The organism is Novosphingobium sp. (assembly GCF_036820275.1).
GTDB lineage: Bacteria > Pseudomonadota > Alphaproteobacteria > Sphingomonadales > Sphingomonadaceae > Novosphingobium.
Genome location: NZ_DAISLT010000006.1, coordinates 193378 through 216484, shown reverse-complemented (window position 1 = coordinate 216484; position 23107 = coordinate 193378). Strand labels below are relative to the sequence as shown.

14 protein-coding genes are annotated in these 23107 nt (G+C 66.7%); 5 read left to right on the top strand and 9 right to left on the bottom strand.

Annotated elements, in window-relative coordinates; translation table 11 throughout:
* The first annotated feature begins 258 nt into the window (after positions 1–258).
* The 5 genes from acuI to V7066_RS07515 all read left to right on the top strand — a co-directional run bounded on the left by acuI (position 259) and on the right by V7066_RS07515 (position 6239).
* Entirely contained in the window at positions 259–1242 is a 984-nt protein-coding gene (gene acuI / locus V7066_RS07535) for an acrylyl-CoA reductase (NADPH) (RefSeq protein WP_334182445.1), read from the top strand.
* Positions 1243–1323: 81 nt separating this feature from the next.
* Positions 1324–3042, top strand: coding sequence for a class I adenylate-forming enzyme family protein (locus V7066_RS07530; RefSeq protein ID WP_334182444.1), 1719 nt, complete (start codon positions 1324–1326; stop codon positions 3040–3042).
* 140 nt (positions 3043–3182) lie between these two features.
* Positions 3183–3920 carry an SDR family oxidoreductase gene (locus tag V7066_RS07525; protein WP_334182443.1) on the top strand — a complete coding sequence of 246 codons (738 nt, stop codon included), beginning with the start codon at positions 3183–3185 and terminating at the stop codon, positions 3918–3920.
* A 47-nt stretch (positions 3921–3967) separates the two neighbouring features.
* Positions 3968–5452: an aldehyde dehydrogenase family protein gene (locus tag V7066_RS07520; RefSeq protein WP_334182453.1), complete on the top strand. Its 1485-nt coding sequence runs from the start codon at positions 3968–3970 to the stop codon at positions 5450–5452.
* A 19-nt stretch (positions 5453–5471) separates the two neighbouring features.
* A complete protein-coding gene (locus tag V7066_RS07515; RefSeq protein ID WP_334182442.1) occupies positions 5472–6239 on the top strand; it encodes a TetR/AcrR family transcriptional regulator in 768 nt (255 codons plus the stop codon).
* Between the two features lie 38 nt (positions 6240–6277).
* Here V7066_RS07515 and V7066_RS07510 read toward each other — a convergent pair whose 3' ends face one another.
* From V7066_RS07510 to V7066_RS07470, 9 genes are all read right to left on the bottom strand, one after another.
* A complete protein-coding gene (locus tag V7066_RS07510; protein ID WP_334182441.1) occupies positions 6278–7693 on the bottom strand; it encodes an efflux transporter outer membrane subunit in 1416 nt (471 codons plus the stop codon).
* Positions 7690–10890, bottom strand: a complete 3201-nt coding sequence (locus V7066_RS07505; RefSeq protein ID WP_334182440.1) for an efflux RND transporter permease subunit — start codon at positions 10888–10890, stop codon at positions 7690–7692. Before V7066_RS07505 ends, V7066_RS07510 begins: the two co-directional genes overlap by 4 nt.
* 7 nt (positions 10891–10897) lie before the next feature.
* On the bottom strand, positions 10898–12082 hold the full coding sequence (locus V7066_RS07500; protein ID WP_334182452.1) for an efflux RND transporter periplasmic adaptor subunit: 1185 nt from the start codon (positions 12080–12082) through the stop codon (positions 10898–10900).
* A gap of 215 nt (positions 12083–12297) precedes the next feature.
* Positions 12298–13320, bottom strand: coding sequence for a glycosyl hydrolase family 8 (locus V7066_RS07495; protein ID WP_334182439.1), 1023 nt, complete (start codon positions 13318–13320; stop codon positions 12298–12300).
* Positions 13321–13354: 34 nt separating this feature from the next.
* Positions 13355–13816: a cellulose biosynthesis protein BcsD gene (gene bcsD, locus V7066_RS07490; RefSeq protein WP_334182438.1), complete on the bottom strand. Its 462-nt coding sequence runs from the start codon at positions 13814–13816 to the stop codon at positions 13355–13357.
* The gene (locus V7066_RS07485) at positions 13813–17328 is read right to left on the bottom strand and encodes a cellulose biosynthesis protein BcsC (protein WP_334182437.1); all 3516 of its coding nucleotides are present in this window, start codon (positions 17326–17328) and stop codon (positions 13813–13815) included. Before V7066_RS07485 ends, bcsD begins: the two co-directional genes overlap by 4 nt.
* A complete protein-coding gene (gene bcsA, locus V7066_RS07480; protein WP_334182436.1) occupies positions 17325–21803 on the bottom strand; it encodes a UDP-forming cellulose synthase catalytic subunit in 4479 nt (1492 codons plus the stop codon). The genes V7066_RS07485 and bcsA overlap by 4 nt, the downstream gene beginning before the upstream one ends.
* On the bottom strand, positions 21800–22531 hold the full coding sequence (locus V7066_RS07475; RefSeq protein WP_334182435.1) for a cellulose synthase operon protein YhjQ/BcsQ: 732 nt from the start codon (positions 22529–22531) through the stop codon (positions 21800–21802). Before V7066_RS07475 ends, bcsA begins: the two co-directional genes overlap by 4 nt.
* Positions 22531–22878, bottom strand: coding sequence for a hypothetical protein (locus tag V7066_RS07470; RefSeq protein ID WP_334182434.1), 348 nt, complete (start codon positions 22876–22878; stop codon positions 22531–22533). Before V7066_RS07470 ends, V7066_RS07475 begins: the two co-directional genes overlap by 1 nt.
* Between the last annotated feature and the right edge of the window lie 229 nt (positions 22879–23107).

Genomic DNA, 23107 nt, shown 5'->3' with positions numbered 1-23107 from the left:
CACCAACCCTCGTCATTGCGAGCGTAGCGAAGCAATCCAGGGGCGGTTTACGCCGCTCTGGATTGCTTCGCTACGCTCGCAATGACGAGAAGGGGAAGTGAGGCCGTGACCGACTTCGCAAATGCAACTGATACCCTGCCCGTGATGCCGCTTCGCCTCGGCGATGGCGTGGGGTGGCGGCATTGACGGGGCAGCGCATATTCCCTTTCAACCGAGGCCTGCATCGTCGGGCCGCACGGGTCCTTGAGGGAGTATGCCATGTTTTCCGCTATCGTGATCGACAAGACCGACGAGGGCCAGACGGTCACTCTCCAGCAGCTTGACGCGAGCGCGCTGCCCGAGGGTGACGTTGCTGTGGACGTCGCTTACTCGACGCTCAACTTCAAGGACGGCCTGGCCGTCACCGGCGCTTCGCCGGTCGTGCGCAAGTTCCCGATGGTGCCGGGGATCGACCTTGTCGGCACCGTCACCGAAAGCAGCCATGCCGACTGGAAGGCCGGCGATACCGTCGTGCTCAACGGCTGGGGCGTGGGCGAGGGGCACTGGGGCGGCCTGTCGCAGAAGGCGAAGCTGAAGGGTGACTGGCTGGTGCCGCTGCCCTCGGCGTTCACGCCCAAGCAGGCCATGGCGATCGGCACTGCGGGCTATACCGCCGCGCTCTGCGTCGATGCGCTGGTGGACTGGGGCGTGACCCCGGATCAGGGCGAAATTCTCGTGACCGGCGCCACCGGCGGCGTCGGCTCGGTCGCCATCGCGATCCTCAAGAAGCTGGGCTATTCGGTCGCCGCGCTCACCGGTAAGCCGGGTGAGGCGGACTATTTGAAGTCGCTGGGCGCAGAAACGATCATTGACCGCGCCGAACTCTCCGAAAAGGGCAAGCCGCTTCAGAAGGAGCGTTGGGCCGGTGTGGTCGACACCGCCGGCAGCCACACGCTGGCCAATGCCATCGCCCAGACCAAGTATGGCGGCGCGGTTGCCGCTTGCGGTCTGGCGCAGGGCTTCGACCTGCCTTCGACGGTCATGCCCTTCATCCTGCGCGGCGTCTCGCTGCTGGGGATCGACAGCGTCATGGCTCCCAAGGCCAAGCGCCTGAAGGCCTGGGACCGCCTTGCCAAGGATCTCGATCCGGCGGCGCTGGAAACCATCGGCCAGACCATTGGCCTGGAGGGCGCGATCGAGGCTGCTCGCAAGTTCATGTCCGGTGAGGTCACCGGCCGTTACATCGTTGACGTGAACGCCTGATGCAGCCGGTGCGGCGGGCGGTTTGAGGGAGCCGCCCGCCGCACCTGTATCACGATGGGAAGAGCGGGCGGAAAATCCCGCATGGACGATGAGGAACGCATGGTCGAGGTAACCGAAGGCTTGTCGATCGCGCGCGGCATTCCGCTGGCGGAAGAGCAGGGCATCGGCCCGCTGACGTTGGGCGGCTTCGTTCGCGAGGTATTGCGCCGCTACGGCCCCTCCGAAGCGGCGGTGATCCACCTTGAAGACAGGGTGGAGCGCTGGACGTACGACGACCTCTGGGCGCGGTCCATGGAAGTCGCCCGCGCGTTGGTGGCTTGCGGTGTCGGCAAGGGCACCCGCGTCGGCGTATTGGCGACCAACCGGCTGGAATTCCTTTCCGGTGTCTTCGGCACCGCGCTGGCGGGCGGCGTCGCCATGACGGTAAGTACCTTCTTCACCCCCGCCGAACTCGAAACCGTGCTGCAGATGGGCGGCTGCTCGGTGTTGCTGCTCGAACGCCGCGTGCTCAAGAAGGACTTCGCGCAGACCCTCATCGAACTCGAACCGCAGATCGGCACGGCCAGGCCGGGTGAGGTCGCTTCCACCAAGTTTCCGTTCCTGCGCCACCTCGCCGTGATCGACAGCGATGAAGGCCTTGGCGCGATCGAGGGCTGGGGCACGTTCCTGGCGCGTGGAAACAGTGTCGATCCGGCGCTGGTCGATGCCGCTGCCGCCTCCGTCCAGCCGAGCGATCCCGGCGTGCTGTTCTTCTCCTCCGGCTCTACCGGCAAGGCCAAGGGTATCCTTTCCGCCCATCGCGGCGTCTGCTTGCAACTCTGGCGCTGGCCGCAGTGGTATGACGTGAAGGTGCCGCCGCGGACATGGTCGGCCAACGGCTTCTTCTGGTCGGGCAATTTCTCGATGGCGCTGGGCGGCACGCTCGGCTCCGGCGGCTCGCTGGTGCTTCAGCGCTGGTTCGATGCGGAGGAAGCGCTTGCGCTGATGGACGCCGAAAAAGCGACGATGATGCTCGCCTGGCCGCACCAGTGGGCGCAGCTCATGGCGGCGCCGAACTACGACAGCGTCGACCTTTCGCCGATGCACTATATCGACGCGACGACGCCTTGCGCACAGCATCCCACGATTGACACCAAGTGGCGCGAGCCGGCGCAGGCCTTCGGCAATACCGAGACGTTCACGCTGATCTCGGTCTTCGCGTCGGGCACGGCGGAGGAAGTCGCCGGCAAGTCGCACGGCGTGCCGACCGCCGGTTCCACGATCAAGATCGTCGATCCGATGACCGGCGCGACGATGCCGCTGGGCGAACGCGGCGAGATCGCCGTAAAGGGGCCGACGCTAATGTTGGGCTACCTCGGCATTCCGCTGGACGAATCGCTGGATGGCGAAGGCTTCCTGCGCACGGCGGACGGGGGCTATATCGACGAACAGGGCCGCCTGTTCTGGGAAGGCCGCCTGAACGACATCATCAAGACCGGCGGCGCCAATGTCTCTCCGATCGAAATCGACGAAATTATCCGCGCCCACCCCGACGTGAAAATGGTGCAGACGGTGGGCGTGCCCGACGATCTTCTGGGCGAACTGGTGGTCTCTTGTGTCGTCGCGGTGGACGGTGCACGGCCCGATGCCGGGGCGATCCGCGATTTCGCCAAGGAAAAGCTCGCCAGCTACAAAGTTCCGCGCCGCGTTCTGTTCGTGGCCGAGAGCGATCTCAAGACCACCGGCAGCGCCAAGATCAAGACGGCGGACCTCCGCAAGCTGGCTGCCGAACGGCTGGAAGCGGAAGCTGCTCCGGGCTGAAACGGGCTCCGCAAGGCTTCGCCGGGGCGCTTCCGCCGAACCATCGTGACCGCGATAGGCAGTACCTTGCTTAGGGGGTAGAGTTTGGGAAATCGTGCTGGCGAGACCGGCACTCGAAAGCCGTAATAGCGGGAGGATGCGTGGGTAAGACGATCGTGATCACTGGCGCCGGTGCGGGCCTCGGCCGCGCGCTTGCAAGGCGGTTCGCCGGTGAAGGAGAAACCGTGATCCTGCTGGGGCGCACGCGGTCCAAGGTACAGGAACTGGCCGATGAGATCGGCGGCACGGCCATGGCGGTGGAGTGCGACGTAGCCTCCGCCGATTCCGTGCGGAAGGCCTTTGCGACCATTGCCGAAACGCATCCGAAGATCGATGTGCTGATCAACAACGCCGCGATCTACGAGCCGTTCACGGTGGCTGAGGCAAGCGACGCGCAGATCGACGGAATCATCGCCACCAACCTCAACGGCCCCATCTACTGTTGCCGCGCGGCGATCCCGATGATGGCGAAGGGCGGCCAGATCATCAACGTGGGCAGCGAATCCATCGTGGTGCCTTTCGTGATGCTCTCGCTCTATCAGTGCACCAAGGCGGCGCTCGAACGGTTCACCGAGGCTCTCGTCGAGGAACTGGAGCCTGCCGGCATCCGCGTGACCACTGTGCGTGCCGGGCCGATGTACGAAGCGGGCAAGACCGCTCCGGGCTGGAACCCCGATGCCGCGATGCGCTTCCACCAGGGCTGCGCCGCCAATGGCATCGATCTGCGCTCTCGTCCGATCTCGAACACCGAGAATGTGACCGGCGTGTTCCGCTCGGTCATCGATCTGCCCTCTGACGTGCGCGTTCTCCACGTCTCGGTAGGAGCGCGCCACCCATGAGCGACGCCCAAGTCCTGCAAGACCCCATTCCCGCCAAGGATCAGACGATGACCACTCTTCCCGAAGCCAAGCTCTATATCGATGGCCAGCTGCGCGGCGCCGGCAACGGCGGCACCTTCGACGTGATCAGCCCGTGGACGGGTGAGCCGGTCGGCAAGGCCGCCGATGCCACTGCCGAGGACGTGAACGCCGCCATTGCCGCTGCCCGCCGCGCTTTCGACGAGACCGACTGGTCCACCAACACCGAAAAGCGCTTGGCGCTGGTGAAGAAGTACCGCGAACTGTTCGAAGCCGCCCGTCCGCGCCTTGGCGCACTGGCCATCAACGAGGCCGGGGCCGCGCAGGGCGCGGTGAGCCGTGCCCATGTCGGCATGGCGCTTGACGGCTGGGACGACTACATGGCCGTCTTCGACAAGCTGGAGTGGGAAAAGGACTACGGCGAGAAGCCGGCCTTCGGCATGATCCACAAGCGCGTCGGCGTGCGCGAGCCGATCGGCGTGGTCGGCGCGATCACGCCGTGGAACGTGCCGCTCTATGTCAACATCGGCAAGATCGTCGCCGCGCTGCTTGCGGGCTGCACCGTGATCCTGAAGCCTGCGCCGGATACTCCGGGCATGGGCGCGATCTTCGGCGAACTGGCGAAGGAAGCCGGCTTCCCCGACGGCGTTATCAACGTGGTATTCGGTGCCGATCCGGCGCTGGCGGGCGAGATGCTCGTCACCGATCCGCGCGTCGACCTGATCTCGTTCACCGGCTCCACCGGCGTCGGCAAGCGCATAATGGAGCAGGGTGCCGCCACGCTGAAGCGCGTGTTCCTCGAACTCGGCGGCAAGTCGGCCAAGATCGTGCTCGACGATGCGCCAAACTTCGCGATGGAAGTGGGCATGGCAATGCTGGTGTTCCATGCGGGGCAGGGCTGCGCCGTGCAGTCGCGCCTGCTGGTGCCCCGCAGCCGTTACGAGGAGGCCAAGGCCATCCTCAAGGGCGCCTACGGCAACTTTGGCGACAACTGGGGCGATATCGAGAATCCGGCGCACATCATGGGTCCGGTGATCTCGAAGCGCCAGATGGAGCGCGTGAAGAGCTACATCGACCTGGGGCAGGAAGAGGGCGCCACGCTGCTTGCCGGCGGCCAGATCCGTCCCGACAAGGGCGGTGGCTATTTCGTCGAGCCGACCTGCTTCGTTGACGTTACCAACGACATGCGTATCGCTCAGGAGGAAATCTTCGGTCCCGTGCTGGTCGTCATTCCTTATGAGAACGACGAGGACGCCATCCGCATTGCCAACCAGAGTTCCTATGGCCTATCCGGTGGTGTCAGCTCGGGTGATTTGAACCGGGCCATCACGATCGCCAAGCGCGTGCGCACCGGCTCTATGAGCGTCAACAACGGCATGTGCATTGCCGGCGATATTCCCTTCGGTGGCTACAAGGCCAGCGGCATGGGACGCGAATGGGGTGTTGAAGGCATTGAAGAGTTCACCGACGTCAAGATCCTCGCCTGGCCGGTCGGCCAGGCCCAGGCGGCCTGACGACGAGCGGTCGGTTTCGGTGGGGGCACCTTCGGGGGAGGGCGAGGGAGAGACCGGTCAGGCACCGGACGGCGGCCTGTCCGCGCTGCCGCCGCAATTGGCGGCGGCGGTGACCGATGCGAGCGCAGGGGTCAGCCACAATCTTCACGGCCAGAAACTCGGTCGCAAGGGGCGGATCACCCGCGAGCGCATTCTCGCCGCCGCGATAGATCTGGTGGAGAAGACGGACGAGCCGGTAACGCTGGGTGCCGTCGCGCGCGCGGTCGGTCTCGGCATGACTTCGCTCTACAACTACTTCACCGACTTCACCGAATTGCTGCTGGCGGTTCTGGAGCCGGTCATGGGCACCGCGCAGGACGAGTATGTCGCGCAAGTCCGCGCCTATTGGCCGGACGAGGAACTGTCGGATCGCGCGATGGCGTTCGTGCGCGCCTACCACGAGTTCTGGGCACGCCACACCGGGCTGCTCCACTTGCGCAACTCGATGGCCGACCAGTTCGACGTCCGCATCATGCACCAGCGCGTCAATTCCACGCGGCCGCTGATCGGGCTGTTCGTGGCGCAGATGGACCCGCGCGGCGTCCTCGGCGATACCGCGGTGCTGATGGCGACGACGCTGATGACCGGCATCGAACGCTCGATCACCCTGGCAACCGACCGCAGGCTGCGACGCATACTGGGTACTTTACCCGGCCGCCGCGAGGAAAGCCTGCTCGAAGTCAACGCGCGGCTGATGGTCCTGGCGATCCGCGACATGCGCGAACGCACGCTGGCAAAAGGCAACTAGCAAGTACGGGACTATCGCCGTTCCCGTCGCCGCGAGCCTTACTGCACCGGGGTAGCCTGATCGCCGCCCAGCACGCGGTAGAGCGTGATGCGGTTGGCGGCCACGGCAAGGCGCACCGCGATCTCCTGTTGCCGGGCGCTGTAGAGGCTGCGCTGCGCATCGAGGTTCTCCAGCGAACTGGTGATCCCCTGGCGGTAGCTGGCCTCGGTCAGGCGGGCGGTATCGGCGGCGGCTTCGGTGTAGCTGGAGGCCGCGCGCAGGCGTTCCGACAACGTACCCTGATCGGCGAGCGCGTCGGAGACTTCGCGGAAAGCGGTCTGGATAGCCTTTTCGTAAGTGGCGACAGCCGCGTCGCGCTGGGCCTTGGCCACTTCGACATTGGCGCTTCTGCCACCGGCGTTGAAGATCGACCAGCTTGCCGCGGCCGTGCCGGTGGCGGCGAAGGCACCCTTGTCGAACAGTGCGGAAAGCGCGTTGCTGGCGAAGCCGAGCAGGCCGGTCAGCGAGATCGAGGGGAACAGCTCGGCTCGCGCGGTGCCGATATCGGCATTGGCGGCGCGCAGCGAATATTCGGCTTCCACCACGTCCGGGCGGCGCAGCAGGACTTGCGAACTGGTGCCTGCGGGTAGCACGGCCAGCGATTGGTTCACTTCGTCCACGCCGCCGGGAAGCAGGCTCTCGTCGAAGTCGACGCCGACGAGCAGGCGGATCGCGTTGACGTCCTGCGCCAGCGCGGTCGTCTGCGAGGCGACGTCGCCGCGTGCGGTTTCGAGGACCTGCTCGGCCTGCCTCAGATCCGTGCGCGGGGCGACTCCGCCCTTGAGACGGGCGCCGGTGAGGGTCACGCTGCGCTCGGCATTGGCGGCCGTCGCCTCGGCGATCCGCAGCAGATCCTTGTCCGCTGCATAAGTGGCCCAGGCCTGCGCGAGGTCGGCGACGAGGCCGAGCCTGACGGTGCGGGCCGCGGCCTCGGTGGAGAGCGCGCTGTTGCGCTGCGCCGCGGTGGCGCTGGCGTACTTGCCGAAGAAGTCGAGTTCGAAGCTCGAAATGCCGCCTTGCAGGGAATAGGACGAGCGGTCGCCGCTCGTGCTGCTCCCGGTACTGCCGCCGTTCGTCTCGGTCCGGCTGGCCGAGCCGTTCACGCCGATGGCCGGGAACTGATTGGCGCGCACCACCCGCACTTGCGCCCGCGCGGCGGCGAGGTTGGCGGCGGCGACGCGCAAGTCGCGATTGTTGGCGAGCGCCTGCTCGACCAGCGACTGGAGCCGCCGATCGCGGAAGATCTCGGTATAGGACACCAGCGGCAGCGCGGCTTCGCTTTGGGCGAGATAGGCGTCGCCGACCGGCCAGGAAACGGCGACCGGCGGGGGCGGCGCGACGTATTTGGGGGCCATCGAACAGGCGCTCAGCGCCAGAGCGGGCAGGGTGAGCGCGGCGATACGAAAACGGATCATGCGGCGTCTCCCTTGGACTGGCGGCGTTCCTGGATATGGCGGCGGACTGCGGCGAGACCGTCGCGCACGCCGCGCCGCACGAGCACGAAGAACAGCGGAATGAAGAAGATCGCAAGCAGCGTGGCGGTCAACATGCCGCCGACCACGGCAGTACCGATGGCGATGCGGCTGTTGGCGCCCGCGCCGCTGGCGATCGCGAGCGGGATCACGCCGAAGATGAACGCGAAGCTGGTCATCAGGATCGGACGCAGGCGGATGCGCGCGGCTTCCAGCGCGGCTTCGATCACGCGCTTGCCTTGCCGTTCGGCCTGTTCGGCGAACTCGATCATCAGGATCGCGTTCTTGGCGGCGAGACCCATGGTGGTGAGCAGGCCGATCTGGAGATAGACGTCGTTTTCGAGGCCGCGCAGGGTCACCGCCATGATCGCGCCGAGCAGGCCGAGCGGAATGACGAGGATGACCGCGATCGGGATCGACCAGCTTTCGTAGAGCGCGGCGAGGCAGAGGAACACCACCAGCAGCGAGAGCGCGTAGAGCAGCGGTGCCTGGCCCGAGGAGAGGCGCTCCTGATAGGACGAACCGGCCCAGGCTACGGCAGTGCCGGGGACCTGGCTCGCCAGTTCCGCCATCACGTCCATCGCCGTACCCGAGCTGACGCCGGGGGCCGGGCTGCCCGAGAATTCGTAAGCCTGCAGGCCGTTGAAGCGCGAGGACGAACTGGGCGCGGTCGACCAGCTGATCGTCGAGAAGGCGGAGAACGGCACCATCTGCCCGCTCGTGCCGCGCACGAACCACTGGGCGAGGTCTTCGGGGCGCGAGCGGAACTGCGAATCGCCCTGCACGAAGACGCGCTTGACGCGGCCCTTGTCGATGAAGTCGTTGACGTAAGTGCCGCCCCACGCGGTTTGCAGGGTCGAGTTGGCGCTGGCGGCCGTAACGCCGTAGGTGGTCAGCGCGCGGGTGTTCGAATTGATCTTCAGCGTCGAGACTTCTGGAAGGTCGCTCAGGCGCACGTTGGTGAGGCGCTGGTCGGCACCTGCCTTGGCCAGGAGTTCGTCGCGCGCCTTCTGGAAGTCCGCACGGGGCATGCCGTTGCTGTTCTGGAGTTCCATGGTGAAGCCGGAGGAAGAGCCGAGGCCGCGGATCGCGCCCGGAACCAGCGTAAAGACTTGTGCATCGCGGATGCCGCGGAAGGCGGCGTTGGCGCGCTGGACGATGGCGTCGGCGTTGTTCTTGCTACCGGGGCGCTGCTCCCAGTCGACCAGCGTGACGAAGGCCTGGCCCGTGTTCTGACCGGCCGCACCCTGTCCGCCGCCGGAAAGCGTGAACATGCTGGCGACGTTGTCCTTCTCGTACTTCGCGAAGTAGTCCTCGACCTGGCGCTGCACCGCCTCGGTGCGGGTGCGCGGGGACCCGGCGGGCAGGCGCCACTGGACCATGATCGTGCCCTGGTCCTCGTTCGGCAGGAAGCCGGTGGGCAGGCGCTGGAACAGGCCGTAGGTGGCGACGCAGGCGATCGCGAAGAGCAGCAGCCAGCGCCACTTGTGCTCGATCACCCGCTCCACGCGGCGGCCATAGGCTTCGGTCATGTTCTCGAAGCTGCGGTTGAACCAGGTGTGGAAGCGTTCCCACGGGCGCAGGATCCAGGGCATATGGCGCTGGATGAAACCGGGAACTTCCTCGCCGTCCTTCGCCTTGGCCTTGAGCAGCGTGGCGGTGAGCGCCGGGCTGAGGATCAGCGCGACCAGCACCGAGAGCACCATGGCGACCACGATCGTCAACGAGAACTGGCGGTAGATCACGCCGGTCGAGCCGCCGAAGAAGGCCATCGGCAGGAACACCGCCGAGAGCACCAGCGCGATGGCGATCAGGGCGACCTGGATTTCCTCCATCGACTTGATCGTGGCTTCGCGGGCGCTCATGCCCGGATTCTCTTCGAGCAGGCGCTCCACGTTCTCGACGACGACGATGGCATCGTCGACCAGCAGGCCGATCGCGAGGACGAGGCCGAACAGGGTCAGCGTGTTGATCGAGAAACCGGCGACGTAGAACACCGCGAACGTGCCCAGCAGCACGACCGGGACGGCGATCGCCGGGATCAGCGTGGCGCGCCAGCTTTGCAGGAACACGAACATGACGATGACGACCAGCACGATCGCCTCGAACAGGGCCTTTTCCACTTCCGCGACGGAGAGCTTGATGAAGGCCGTGGAATCGTTGCCGTAGGTATAATCGAGGCCGTCGGGCATGCCCTTGGCGAGTTCGCCCATCTCGGCCTTGACCAGTTCGGCGGTCGCCAGCGCGTCGGCGCCGGGCGAGAGCGAGATCGAAATGCCCGCGCCCGGATGACCGTTGATGCGGCTGATGGTGGCGTAGTTCTCCGCACCGATCTCGACGCGGGCGACATCGGCGATGGTGACGACCGAACCGTCGGTGTTGGTCTTGAGAACGATATTGCGGAACTGGTCGGCCGTCTGCAGGCGCGAACCGGCGGTGACGATCGCGTTGATCGCCTGATCGCTGGGCGCCGGCAGGCCGCCGATCTCGCCGGCGGCGATTTCGGTGTTCTGGGCGGTGATCGCCGAGGTCACGTCGCTGGGCATCAGCGACACGGCGGCCAGCTTGGTCGGGTCGAGCCAGATGCGCATCGCGTGGGGAGCGCCGAACACGTTGACGTCGCCCACGCCTTCGAGGCGCGAGAGCGGGTCCTGGATGTTCGAGGCGAGATAGTCCGATACGTCCTGGTTCGAGCGGCTGTCGGTCGCGTCGTAAACGGCGACCAGCAGCAACTGGTCGGGGTTGGACTTGGTGACGGTGACGCCCTGGTTCTGCACCGCCTGCGGCAGGCGCGAGAGCGCCGACTGGACCTTGTTCTGGACCTGGACCTGGGCGATGTCGGGGTCGGTGCCCTTCGCGAAGACCGCGCTGATCGTCGCCTGGCCGCGGTTCGAGGACTGCGAGTTGAAGTAGAGCAGCCCGTCGATGCCGGTAAGCTGCTGCTCGATCACCTGGGTGACGCTGTTCTCGATCGTTTCGGCCGAAGCGCCGTTGTAGGTGGCGCGGATGTTCACCTGCGTCGGCGCGATGTCCGGATATTGCTCGTTCGGCAGGAAAGCCAGCGCGCCGAGGCCCGCCAGCATGACGATGATGGCGAGGACCCAGGCGAAGATCGGCCGGTCGATGAAGATGCGCGACATGGGAGGCTCAGCGACCCGCGGCGGAAGAAGCGTCGCCGGCCTTGCCGCTGGGCGGCGCGACAGTCTGCGCGGTCGAGGCCGGTACCGGCTTGATATCGGCGCCTTGCTTGAGACCGTTCAGGCCCTGGACGATGACCTTGTCGCCCTTCTGGAGGCCCGAGGTGACGACCGTGTTGGTGCCCTGGGTACGGTCGGCGGTGACCTTGCGGCGCGCCGCCTTGTTGTCGGCGCCGACGACCATGACATAGGCCGAGCCGTCGAAGTCGCGCTGGACCGCATTCTGCGGGACCAGGTAGGCGCCCGGATCGGTCGCCTGGTCGAAGATCGAGGAAACGAACATGCCGGGCAGCAGCGCCCCGTCCGGATTGGGGAACTTGGCACGCAGGGTGACCGTGCCGGTGTCCTGCGCCACGGTGACTTCCGAGAACTCCACGGAGCCGGGCAGGGGATACTGCGAGCCGTCGTCGAAACGGAGATGGACCTGGGTATTGCCAGGAGCGACGCCGCCGGCGGCCAGCTTGCGGCGCAGCGCTGTCAGGTCTGCGGCGGACTGCTGCATGTCGACGAAGATCGGGTCCATGCGCTGGATCACCGCCAGCGGATCGGTCTGGCTGGCGCTGGCGAGGGCGCCGACCGTCGAGAGCGAGCGGCCGATGCGGCCGCTGATCGGGGCGGGCACGGTGGTGAAGCGCAAGTTGATCTTCGCGGTGTCGAGCGTCGCGGCGTTCTGGGCGATCGAGGCCTTGGCCGAGCGTGCCGTGGCGAGCGCGTCGATGTAATCCTGCTTGGCGACCGCTTCCATGTCAGCCAGCGGCTTGTAGCGCTGGGCCTTGGCACTGGCGGCCTCGGCCGTGGCGCGGGCGCTGGCGAGGTCGGCCGACGCCTGATTGACGGCGGCGCGATAAAGGCTGGGGTCGATCTGGTAGAGCGGCTGTCCGGCGCGCACCAGGCTGCCCTCGGTGAAGAGGCGCTTGACGATCACGCCCGTCACCTGCGGGCGGACTTCGCTGGTCTCGAAGGCGACGGTGCGGCCGCTGAGCGTGACTGCGACCGGCACGGCGGAAGGCTGCACCACGATATAGCCGACTTGCGGGGCGGGACGCTTGTCGTCCTTCTTTTCGCCGCCCGAACAGGCAGCGAGGAGGGCGACCGAAAGGAAGGCAAATCCGGCCTGGCGAGCAAAGGGGCGCAGCGATGCTGCCGAAGTCGAAGAAGACGTGATTTTCAAGTCGCACACCGTCAAAAGTCTTGTCGGCGTTGCTATTCAGGCAATTGTTGCTGCCCGCAAGCGGGGTTTTCGCAAGTGCGACAATTTGCGACCAAAAACGAAGGTTCTGGGAACTTCTGGGCTTACCTATACGTCAAAATGCCCCAGCTGCGAAGCAGTGGGGCATTGTGTTTCGAGGCCTACTGATAACGTGCCAGCATTTGGAGCGAGGCGGCGTAATAGTCGTTGGTGAGCACCGAAGGCTGGGCGCTTCCCAGCAACCGTCCCACGACCGCCGCGCCGCCTGCCGAAAGCGCGTAGTTCGCTTCCTCACCGGTCACGACGTCGGCCCAGGCCGGGATCGGCTTGTTGGCAGAGAGGCATGCGCGCCAATAGGCGGCGACGTCCGTCACCAGCGACTGGCGACCGCCCAGGACAGCATAGAGCGGCACGCGGATCGCGTCGTAACCGAAGCGCGGCGGCTTGTCGCGCGCCGGGGCGACCTGGTTCGGCGCGTTGATGACGACCCAGTCGGTCGGCAGGCGATGGGCGCCGAAGCGGGAGAGGCGGGTGATCGCCTCGCTGTCGCTGATGACCCGGCCCCAGACCTGCTGGCCGTCGGCCTTGGCGAAGGCATCGAGCGCGGGCCAGGCGAAGTAGGAGGGGTTCAGCGTCACTTCGTCGCCGTTGACGAAGCCCTGGATGCCGGGAAGCAGCAATTGCCGACCGTGCCGCTCGATGACGCAATGGCTGCGCACCGCCGAGCGGATCTGCGCGGCGCGCGCGGTATAGTCGGCGCGGTTCCAGCGCTGTCCGGCCATGGCCAGCGCCCAGGCGATCACGAGATCGCCGTCGGTCGCATTGTTCTGGTCCGCCACCGGGTTCGGCGCGGCAGGGTCGTAGCGCCAGGCGTGGAGTGCCATGTCGGGACGCGAGAGGCGGCTCTGGGTCCAGCCCGCGATCTTCTCGAATGCCTCGGCATCGCCGGCCTTGTAGGCGAAGAGCAGGCCGTAGCTCTGGCCCTCGCTATGGCTGACGCCGTTGTTGCCGGTATCGACCACGCGGCCGTCGGGCTGGAGGTACAAGTCGCGCCAGGTACGCCAGAAGGCGTCGCGCACCGGGGCGCGGCTTTGTGCGTCGGTGTTGCAGGCAGCGGTCATGGCCAGCATCGCCCCCAAGGTGAAGTTGCGGCGGGTTATACCGGTATCGAATGGGAAATTCATGCCGATGCTTTCTCGTTGATCGACGTAAAGGGGCTCAGCGACCGTGGCGCAGTTCGACCACGTCGCCGTGCCACTGCGCGACCGTGTGAAGGGCAGGGCCGCTGCCGAGCACGCGGAACCAGGCGTCGTAGGCACCCTGGAGCAGGCCGAGCAGCATGGTGTTCCAGTTGTGCTGCTGGTCGGCGGTGAGCGCCTTGGGCAGGCCGCGATGGTGGACGACGATCGCGTCGTCGCCGACGGCCAGCTGGATTTCGCCCCAGCCGAGATCCTGCCAGAAGCCGTTGATCCGCGCGGCGAGCACGGCTGCGTCGCTGACGCCGTCCAGCGGTTCCAGCGTGGCCATGCGCCGTCCGATTGCGGCGAAGAAGCCTTGCGCCTGGCTGATGGGCGCGCCTTCGCAGACTTCGGCGGCGGCCATCATCGCGAAGAGCGCCAGCCCTCCGGCGCCTGTCTGGTCGCCTTCCGAACGAGGCGAGGGGAATGCGTGCAGTTTCATCGGCCGGTGCTCCCGAAATTCTGTCTCACGCCAAACATACTCCGGAACTCGTCATAAGATCCGAAGGTATTGTAACTGGCCTCGCCGCCGATACGGGTCGTCGGGCTCAGCTTGTAATAGATAGACAGATCGCTCGATACCGCAAAGCCGGTCTTGCTGATGCTGTCGTAATAGGAACGCACGTCGTTGTTTTCCGCCTTCAGCGCGTCGAGCACCGTCTGGAGCGGCGCATTGATCGGATAGAGGTTGGTCTGATCCTGCTTGTAGCTTTGGAAACCGGGCGTGAACGAGGCGCGGATGTCGAAGAGTTCGTCTTCCATCGTGTAGTTCACCGGCAGGCCGACGCTGATGAAGTGCTGCGGGCTGAAATAGCCGCCGTTGCCCCAGGTGAAGTAGTTCTGGCTCTTGTCGTAGCCCTGATAGTTGACGTTGAGGCCCACGGTCAGGTTCGAGCGGGTGCCGTGATAGGCACGCAGATAACCGCCGACATTGGCCTCGAACCCGCTGTTGCGGGCGACATTGGTGCCGCGGAAGCGGTAGTAGCGGCCCTCGGCATAGACGCCGCTGCCGTCCTCGTCATAGGAAAGTCCGGCGCCGCCCGCCGTGCGCATGACCTGGCCCCAACGCATGCCGGTGACGGGATCGCGCGTTCCCGCGTAGGAAAGCACGCTGTCGGTCACGGGCTGGCGCTCGGCGAAGACTTTGCCGCGAACCGTGGGGGAGAGCTTGGGCGAGGCTGCCGCCCGGAACGTCGCCTCGGTCTTGCCCATGCCGACCGGGGTGGTGCCCGCTTCGAGCTGGACGGTATCGCTTTCGTAACCGGCCGAGAAGGCGACGCCCGAGGCATTCTGGGTCTGCGCCGAGGGGAACACCGAAGGCTCCTGCGCGACGATGGCCGCCGCCTCGATCAGGCCGTTGGTGCCGAAGCGGGCCTGGCCCGACTGGTTGGCGCGCCCGGCGTCGATGACCGAGGCTTCCGCCTTGGCGTAGACGCGGCCGCCCGGGGCATCGGTGGAGAAGCGGGCCGAACCCTTGATCTCGTCGAGCTGGCTGAGGCCCGCCTCGCCGGAGCGGCGGCGATAGCCGGTGTCGATATCGACGCGCGGGCCGCTGTCGTGGGAAATCTCGGCGATTTGCGACTGGATCTGGGCGATGACCGGGTCGGCGGAGTAGGCCGAGGTCGAAGCGGCGTCCATTCCAGTGTCGCCGTAGCTGCCGTAGCTACCTCCCGTCGCCGGATAGGGCGCAGCGGTCATCGCGGGAGCGGAATAGCTTGCAGCTCCGCCGTAGCTCTGGCTTCCATAGCCCGGCGTCGCGCCGTAGCCGGAGGGGGCACTGTAGGCGGGCGCTGCGGCATAGGAAGCAGGCGTCGAAGCATTGCCATACCCGGCCGCTGGGCCACTGGGAATGCGGGTGCCGCCGCCGAGCGCGAAGGGGTTGATCTGCTGCGGCGCCGCCACCGGGCGGTCGCGGAAGGGGTTGGAGCCGCCCGCCGGGGTCATCGCGGCAAACGGATTGCCGCCCGCGAGACCGTCGATCGAAGTGCCGCCCTGGCCGCGTGCATAGAGGTTGCGGGCCTCCTTGAGCATGGCCATCGCCGCGCGGTCGTTACCGCGCGCGCGTTCGACGTTGGCGAGCGAAAGACGCACCTGGTAGTCCTGCGGGAAGGCGCGGAGCACGTCGTTCTGGGCCCGGCGCGACAGGTCGTTGTCGCCGGCCGCCTGCGCCGTTTCGGCGAGACCCAGCAGGGCGTCCTTGTCGCCCGGCTTGCGGGCGAGCACGAGCTGCCAGCTCTGCGCGGCGCGGGCCGGCATCTGGCCGCTTTGGTAGAGCCGCGCAAGTCCGGCGAGAATGTCCATGTTCTCGGGCGCGGCGCCCCATGCGCTCTGGAGAATGTCGAAGGATTCCGCGAAGCGTCCAGCCTGCCGCGAGCGGTCGGCCTGGCTGACCAGCAGCGCCGCGTTCATCCGTGCATAGGCCTGTTGGCCCTCGGCGGAACTGCCCGCCATGGCCCCGGCGCGTTGCAGCGCCTGCTGGGCAAGGTCGTCACGGCCGACGCGAGCGAGCACGCCGATCAGTCCTTCATAGTCGGCCACGCTGGAAACCGGTGCCTGCGCAGCGTTCTCGGCCACGCTGGCGGCGCCCTGCGCGTCGCCCAGTTCGTAGAGGGCATTGGCGACGGCGGCCTGCTTGCCGACCGGGATCGCCGACATCGCACCGAGCTGGCGCAGCGAGGCGAGGGCCTGGGCCTGCTGGCCCTGCGCGGCCATCGACTTGGCGCGGGCGATCGCTGCGTCGGTCTTCACGCCGATCGCGAAGCTGCGCATCGGCGCGGTGCGCTGCGCCTCGGGGATCATGTCGATCAGGCGCGAGGCCTCGGTGGCTCGGCCGAGGTCGTTGTTGAGCAGCGCGGCGGCATAGAGCGCGTCGGGCTGGCCCATCGCGGTCAGCGAGCGCAGCAGCGATTCCGCCTCGGGCACGCGGCCGCGCCGGATCTGGAATTCGGCGAATTCGTAGCGGATCCACGGGTCGGTGGGGTCGAGCACCAGGCCGTTCTGGAACTCACGCATCGCACCCATGTCGTCGTTGTTGGCCGCAGCGGCGAGCGCCCGGCCACGCGCGGCGCGCATTTGCAGGCGCTTGTCGTCCGCACTTCCGCTTGCACCGGCGCCTTGGCTTGCCTGGCGGTAGAGGTCGGCGGCGTCGGCGTAGCGGCCCTGCTTCTCGTAGATATCCGCGAGGATTTCGAGCGCGGGGCCGGGTTCCTTGTAACCGGAACGGATCAGGCCTTCCGTCACCGACTGGGCATCGGCGAGGCGGCCCTGTGCCACGAAATTGCGCGCGTCCGCGAGACCGGCGAAGAAGCGGGCGGCGCCGAGACCTTCTGCCCACTGGCTCGCCTTGCCGTAGCGCGAGGCCTGTTCGAGGTAATTCGCCGCTTCCGCGAAGTTGCTTTCGCGCAGGCGCACGAGGCCGAGGCCGCCGAGGGCATCGGGATCGCGCGAATTGACCGAGAGGGCGCGCTGGAACTGGTTGGCGGCGGAGGCGAGGTTGCCGTCCTCCAGCGCGTCGAAGCCCGCGACGCGGGCTTGTCCGGCGCGATTGGCAGACGTGGTCGGTGCCGGTGTGCTGCGCGTGGGCGCGGCGGCCTGTGTGGGGCGCTGAGCGGGCGGCGCTGCAGGCGTGCGCGTCGGTACCGGACGGGCGGCGGCCGGTGCGGGCTTGGCCGCAGGCTTGGCGGGCGGCTGCGGCGCGGGCTTGGGCGCCGCTGGCCTGGCGTTCAGCGCCTGATTGACCGAGGCATTACCCGGATCGAGCGCCTTGGCGCGGCGAAGCGCCTGCTGGGCGAGATCCTCGCGCCCCTTGGAACGCCAATACTTGGCCTGTTGCAGCAGCGCATCGACGCCCGCCGCCTGGGCTTGGGCGGTTCCGGCCTGGGTGATTCCGGATGTCGCGGTGGAGAGCAGAAGCGCCAGGCCGACGAGGCGCAGGCGGGTCATCGCGGCATTCATGCGTTATCGTCCTGCTGGCCGAGGCGGCGCTGGGCCTGGCGACGGAAGTAGAGGTAGGTCGGTCCGGTAAGGATCGCGGCAAGCAGCAGCGAGAACAGGCCCATCAACATCGGGCGCTGGCTGAACCAGTAGGCGAGCTTCATCCAGATCGGCAGCGAGCCCACCCAGTAGCGGTCGCCGATGGCGAAGCTGGTCATGCCGTCGCCCTTGGTGACGGCGAGATCGCCCTGGATCGCGGCGTTGATCTTCTTGTCGGCCATGCCGTCGACGAGCGCGGGCAGGGCCGCGCCGTTGTCGGCGAGCAGCGCGACCACGGTGCGATCCGAGGAGAACGGCGAACGGAAGCTGACGATGCCCGAGAACCCGCGCGCATTGTAGACCAGCGGCGCGGCGACCATCGGGTCGTTGCGCTCGGTGCCGCCGAAGAACGAGGTGGCATACTGCAGCGGCGAGCGTTCGCTGACTTCAAGGTGGCCGTTCACGTAGCGGACGGGTGCCTTGTCGAACAGCGAGCCTGCCGAGGCCAGTTCCACGCCGCCCACGACCAGCACGTCCTGGTCCTGAAGCTCGGCGGCCGAGACCGACGAAGTCACGGTGATGCCGGTGACGGGAACGCCGGTGGAGTCGCCGAAGCGGCCCATCAGGTTGAGGAAGGCTTCGACCGAGGCGGGTGAGGGATTGGCGGCCATGACCACGGTGGTCTCGGCAAGGTCGGGCGCCACGGTGAAGGGGAAGCCTGCGCCTGCGAACGTTGCAAGGTCCGGCATCATGATGGCGTGATAGGCCGAGGTGAGGTCGATCGTGCTGCCGGGATCGATCGAAGTGCGCACGTTTTCCGGCAGGGTACCGGTGCACTTCTTCTTGTCGGCGATGATCAGGTTGTAATCGAGCGCGATTTCGTTCTGGCCGAACAGGTTGTAGCGCGGCAGCACCACCTTCGCCGAGGAATCGTGCCCGCGCGCGCCGGAGCCGCCGAACAGGTTGCTCCACCAGGTCGAGCTGAGCGGCAGCGTCTTGAGGTACTGACCGTTGAGCGAGACGTCGAGACGCGAGCCGCGCTGGTCGAGCCAGTCGGCCACCGGATAGCGGTAGGTCAGGTTCAGGTGGCCACCTTCGCGGGGCCAGAAGAACAGGTCCGGCGCAACGCGGAAGCTGGCGGTCAGCGGGCCGGGGCGCAGGCCCATGCCCTGGAGCGCATAGGCGGACATGATCTTGCCGAGCTGCACCGGCTTGTCGGTGGAGATCCAGCGCAGCGCGCCGTAGCGCGGCCAAGCGGGAATGCGCACGCCGTCGAAGGCCATGCGCTGGCCGCCGAACACGCCGCGGCCCAGCGCGACGGCGCCTGCGGCCACGCGCAGGTCGGCGTCGTTGCGGCCCATCAGCACCAGCAGGGTGCCGGTGGGATCGGCCGGATTGCGCACGGCGGCGGCGCTCGGGCCGGTGGCGGGCGCGAGGTCGAGACCGGGGATCGACTGACCGGCCTTCAGGAACACCACGGCATTGCCCTTGGGCAGCGCGCCGAAGACCGGCTTGAACGAGAAGCCGCGATAGGAAGCGAGCGAGCCCAGCCACGAGGCGGTCGCGGCGGCGGCTTCCAGTTCGCCCTTGTGCGGCTGTCCGGCGAAGACGAAGGGCATACGCAGCGGCACGTTCTGGCCCTTGTCGAAGAACGGCAGCGGCATGCGCGAGAGATCGGGCTGGAACGTCAGTGCCTGATACTCAAGGTCGAGGAACGACCGCGTGTTGCTGATGTTCGTCCAGAGCGAGCTGTGGAACGGGTCCTCGCAATCGCGCGCGTAGTGGCCGAGGAAGCGGATGTTGAGCTGGTTGTCGCCGGGCAGCAGCAGGGCGGCGTTGATCGGAATGCGCAGGGCGTGGCTGCCCGCATCGGCGCGGGTGAGCGGCACGGCCTGGACCACTTCGCCGTTCACGATGACGACGAGCTGGCTGATGTCGTCCAGCATCTGTGCCGACCACGAGAGTTGCAGGGTCAGCACGGCGGAAGTGACGACGCGGTCCTGCCGCATGCCGAAGGGAACGCCGATCTCGCCCGCCGTGCCCTGGAGGCGGATCGGGCTGGCGACGCGCATGTCCTTGAGCGTCAGGCGTTCGCTGAGGCCGCCGCGCGGCGCATCGGCGGCGTCGGTCTGGGTGCCGCTGGCGGGCGCCGCTGCAGTGGCGGAGGAAGGCGCGGGAACCGGGGCGGCATGGACTTCGCGGCTGCCGAGCACGACGGTCGCGACGCCCAGCGCGAGCGCGGCGGCGACGCCGGCGGCCTTGGCCAGCGGCAGCAGGCGGCTCTTGCCGGCCTTCTTCTTGGTTTCCTTCTCGGCAGGGTCGGCGGCGATCGCGGGCGTGCGGGAGGCCATGGCGGCCATGGCCCGGCGTTCGTTGAAGTTGAGACGCAACATGCGTTTGATCGTCACCATGTCGACAAGGATGATGTGGGCCAGCGAGCGGAGGCCGCTGACTTGCGGATTGGAACCGGTGGGCTGCCAGGCGTCGGCACGGCCCATGACGGCACGCACGAGGTGGCGGTTGGCCAGCATGTCCAGTTCTTCGAAGCGGACGAAGGCCTTGTTGCCGCTGGTGCGCATCGTGCGCACCGGGATCGAGAGCACTTCGTCGCCCATGGCCATCGTCATGTGCGTCACTTCGACGTCGCGCACCGGCAGTTCGGTCGGCAGGGCCAGCGCGGCGCCGCCCATCGAGATGTCGATCGTGGTCGCATTGAGGGTGTGGCCGGAGGACAGATAGGCGGTGACCGGCAGCGGCACCGGAATGCGGATGTCCTGACGGGCCTGACGTGTTTCGCGGGCGACGGAGACGGCGGCGAGCAGGATGATCAGGCTGAAGGTTGCCCAGGCACAGTTCAGCACCAGCGTATCGGTCTGGATGTTGAACATGTAGGGGAAGAACGCCCATTTCCCGACCGCCAGCAGAATTCCGCCGACCAGCAGGGCGATGCAGATCAGGTGCGGCTTCACCACGTCCCAGTCGAAGTAGGTCTTGTCCAGCAGCGAGCCCTTGTCGGTCACGTTGAACTTGCCCTTGCGGGGCTGGAGCCAAGTCATGACCGTCGGCTTGACGAGGTGGAAGGCCAGGATCGTCTCGTAGACTTCGCCCCAGAACGGGCGGCGGTCGCCGCCCTGGGTCCGCTCGTTGGCGACCGAGGAGCAGAACAGGTGCGGCAGCGCGTAGGCGAAGATCAGCGAGGCCGAAGCCTGGATGATGTTCTGGCCGAAGATCAGATAGGCGAGCGGGCTGGTCAGGAAGGCGATGCGCGGCAGCGGATACTGGAAGTGCAGCATCGCGTTCAGGTAACAGAGGCGCTGCTGCCAGGTCAGGCCCTTGCCGAACAGCGGGCAGTCGATGCGCAGGATCTGCGTCATGCCGCGTGCCCAGCGGATGCGCTGGCCGACGTGGAGCACCAGGCGCTCGGTGGCGAGACCGGCGGAAAGACGGGCGCTGATATAGGCGGTGTTCCAGCCGGTGCGCTGGAGCTTGAGCGCGGTGTGGGCGTCCTCGGTCACGGTTTCGCCCGCGAAGCCGTTGGTCTCCATCAGCGCCTCGCGGCGGATGATCGCGCAGGAACCGCAGAAGAACGTGGCGTTCCAGAGGTCGTTGCCGCCCTGGACCGGGCCGTAGAACAAGTCGCCTTCGCCCGGCATCTCGCCCATCGTCGAGGCGAGGTTACGCTGCACCGGGTCGGGCGAATACATGTGGTGCGGGGTCTGGAGCAGGGCCAGGCGCGGGTCGGTCTGGAACCAGCCCACGGTCAATTGCAGGAAGGCGCGGGTGGGAACGTGGTCGCAGTCGAAGATCGCGATCAGTTCGCCGTCGGTCTTCTTCATGGCCGCGTTGAGATTGCCCGCCTTCGCGTGCAGGTTGTTGTCGCGGGTCAGGTAGCCGCAGCCGGCTTCCTTGGCGAAAGCACGGAATTCGGGACGCTTGCCGTCGTCGAGGATGAAGACGCGGTAGCGGTCGACCGGATAGTCGAGATCCATGGCCGCGAAGACCGTGTTGCGCACGATCTCCAGGCTCTCGTTGTAGGTCGGGATGTAGATGTCGACCGTCGGCCAGGTCTCGGGATCGCCCTTGGGCTCGATCACCGGGCGGTCGAGCGGCCAGCTCGTCTGGATGAAGCCCAGGATCAGGATGAGCCAGGCATAGGCTTCGGCCAGATAGAGGCCGGTGCCGAACAGGAATTCGGGCAGGGTGCCGAAAGCCAGCGTCTGCGTCGTGCGCCAGAACATGTAGCGCGTGGACATCAGCACGGCGAGCAGGCCCAGCGCCAGCGAGCCCTTGCGGCCCGGCCAGCGCTTCATGATGAGCGTGCCGAAGATCGTCACGCCCGCGAACATCCACTGGGCATTGATGTCGAGGGGAACCCCGATCACCATGGCCGCGATCAGCGCGATCGGAACGATCGCCAGCAGTCGGACGGCGCGGTGCGAAACGAGCTTTCGGATCATGCGGCGAGGCTCACCGGAGCGATCCACGCCTGGGTCGTCGAATCCAGCGTCGGCAGAATGGCTTCCGCGATCTGCTGGATGTCGGACAGGGCGACGCTGGCGGGGGCGTAGCGGCTGAGCATCTTGAGCGAGGCGATGGATTCGGGAACTGCCTCGTCCATGCGGATGCGGCCGATCAGGCGCTGCCCGGCAAGTTCGCGGATGAAGGCGGCGCCGTGGCGGCCGAGGCGGCGCGTTTCGTCCAGCGCATTGATGACGAAGGCGGTGCGGGCAAGGCCTTCGATACCGGCCTCGCCGAAGACCTGCGGGAGCAGGGCAAGCGTGTCGGGCTGGGCGTTGATCGTGCAGACGTGGGCGCAGGCATGGTCGATCAGGCGGCGGGCGAGGCGGGTTTCGCTCGAAGGCACGTCGACCACCAGCACGCGGTCCTTGCCGGGCTGGAAGTAGCCGAGGTCGCTGAGCATCGGCACGAAGTCGAGATCCTCCGGCGCGCGGCGCCAGCTGCGCAAGTTGATGCCGCCGACCAGCACCGCTTCGTCAGCAGGCGCGGTGAGGGCGGGCAACGAGATCGCCGGGGTGAGGCCGAAGTGCAGCGGCAGGGTGTCGCGGGCGGCAATGCTCACCACGGTCACGTCCGCGCCCTGGGCGGAAAGGCCCATGGCGAGGTGAGCGGCCACGAAAGTGTTTCCGGTACCCCCCTTGGGACCGTGACAGACGATCATCGGCATCAGATTTCCCCCCGGGCGCCAAGGTCCGACAGATGGCGCAACATGGCTCGTACATCGCGGACGGGTTCTTCAACAACAGGTTTTGCAATCGATGGCGAAACAGATTGTTGCTCGTAGCGGCTGAACAGGTTCTTCAGCGGCTCCGCAGCCAGTTCCGGATCGATCGTTTCGGTCTCCGGCACGGTGCCGTCCGAAACGGTCTGGTCGAGCGTCTGAAGGCGCGGATCGCGCAAGAGTGCCTCCAGGATCGGCCAGAGTTCCAGGTCGGAAAACCGGTCTTCGAATTCCTTGTAGGCAAATTCATTGCGGCCCAGGCGGTCCAGAAGGTTTCTGGCATCAATGCGCATGACAATCCCCGTTGTTGCCCGATCAGAACTGGCAACTAATGGTTAACATCATCTTTATAGGTGAAATCGAGGTCCGAAAAACCCTGCTTTCGCAGCTTCTTTCACAACTCGTCCTGCAAAATACTGCCGGTTTGGCTCACGATCAGAGCCATGTGGCCACATGTACCCTTATAGGAACGGCGCGGCATGATCGGTTTCGGATTAGCTTTTCGGACTAACGCCTGGACCG

What these genes read in the sequence shown, in the direction of transcription:
- bcsA (WP_334182436.1), bottom strand. Translation starts at nt 21,803, where the DNA reads ATGATCCGAAAGCTCGTTTCGCACCGCGCCGTCCGACTGCTGGCGATC.
- V7066_RS07530 (WP_334182444.1), top strand. Translation starts at nt 1,324, where the DNA reads ATGGACGATGAGGAACGCATGGTCGAGGTAACCGAAGGCTTGTCGATC.
- V7066_RS07470 (WP_334182434.1), bottom strand. Translation starts at nt 22,878, where the DNA reads ATGCGCATTGATGCCAGAAACCTTCTGGACCGCCTGGGCCGCAATGAA.
- V7066_RS07475 (WP_334182435.1), bottom strand. Translation starts at nt 22,531, where the DNA reads ATGCCGATGATCGTCTGTCACGGTCCCAAGGGGGGTACCGGAAACACT.
- bcsD (WP_334182438.1), bottom strand. Translation starts at nt 13,816, where the DNA reads ATGAAACTGCACGCATTCCCCTCGCCTCGTTCGGAAGGCGACCAGACA.
- V7066_RS07485 (WP_334182437.1), bottom strand. Translation starts at nt 17,328, where the DNA reads ATGAATGCCGCGATGACCCGCCTGCGCCTCGTCGGCCTGGCGCTTCTG.
- V7066_RS07505 (WP_334182440.1), bottom strand. Translation starts at nt 10,890, where the DNA reads ATGTCGCGCATCTTCATCGACCGGCCGATCTTCGCCTGGGTCCTCGCC.
- V7066_RS07510 (WP_334182441.1), bottom strand. Translation starts at nt 7,693, where the DNA reads ATGATCCGTTTTCGTATCGCCGCGCTCACCCTGCCCGCTCTGGCGCTG.
- acuI (WP_334182445.1), top strand. Translation starts at nt 259, where the DNA reads ATGTTTTCCGCTATCGTGATCGACAAGACCGACGAGGGCCAGACGGTC.
- V7066_RS07495 (WP_334182439.1), bottom strand. Translation starts at nt 13,320, where the DNA reads ATGAATTTCCCATTCGATACCGGTATAACCCGCCGCAACTTCACCTTG.
- V7066_RS07520 (WP_334182453.1), top strand. Translation starts at nt 3,968, where the DNA reads ATGACCACTCTTCCCGAAGCCAAGCTCTATATCGATGGCCAGCTGCGC.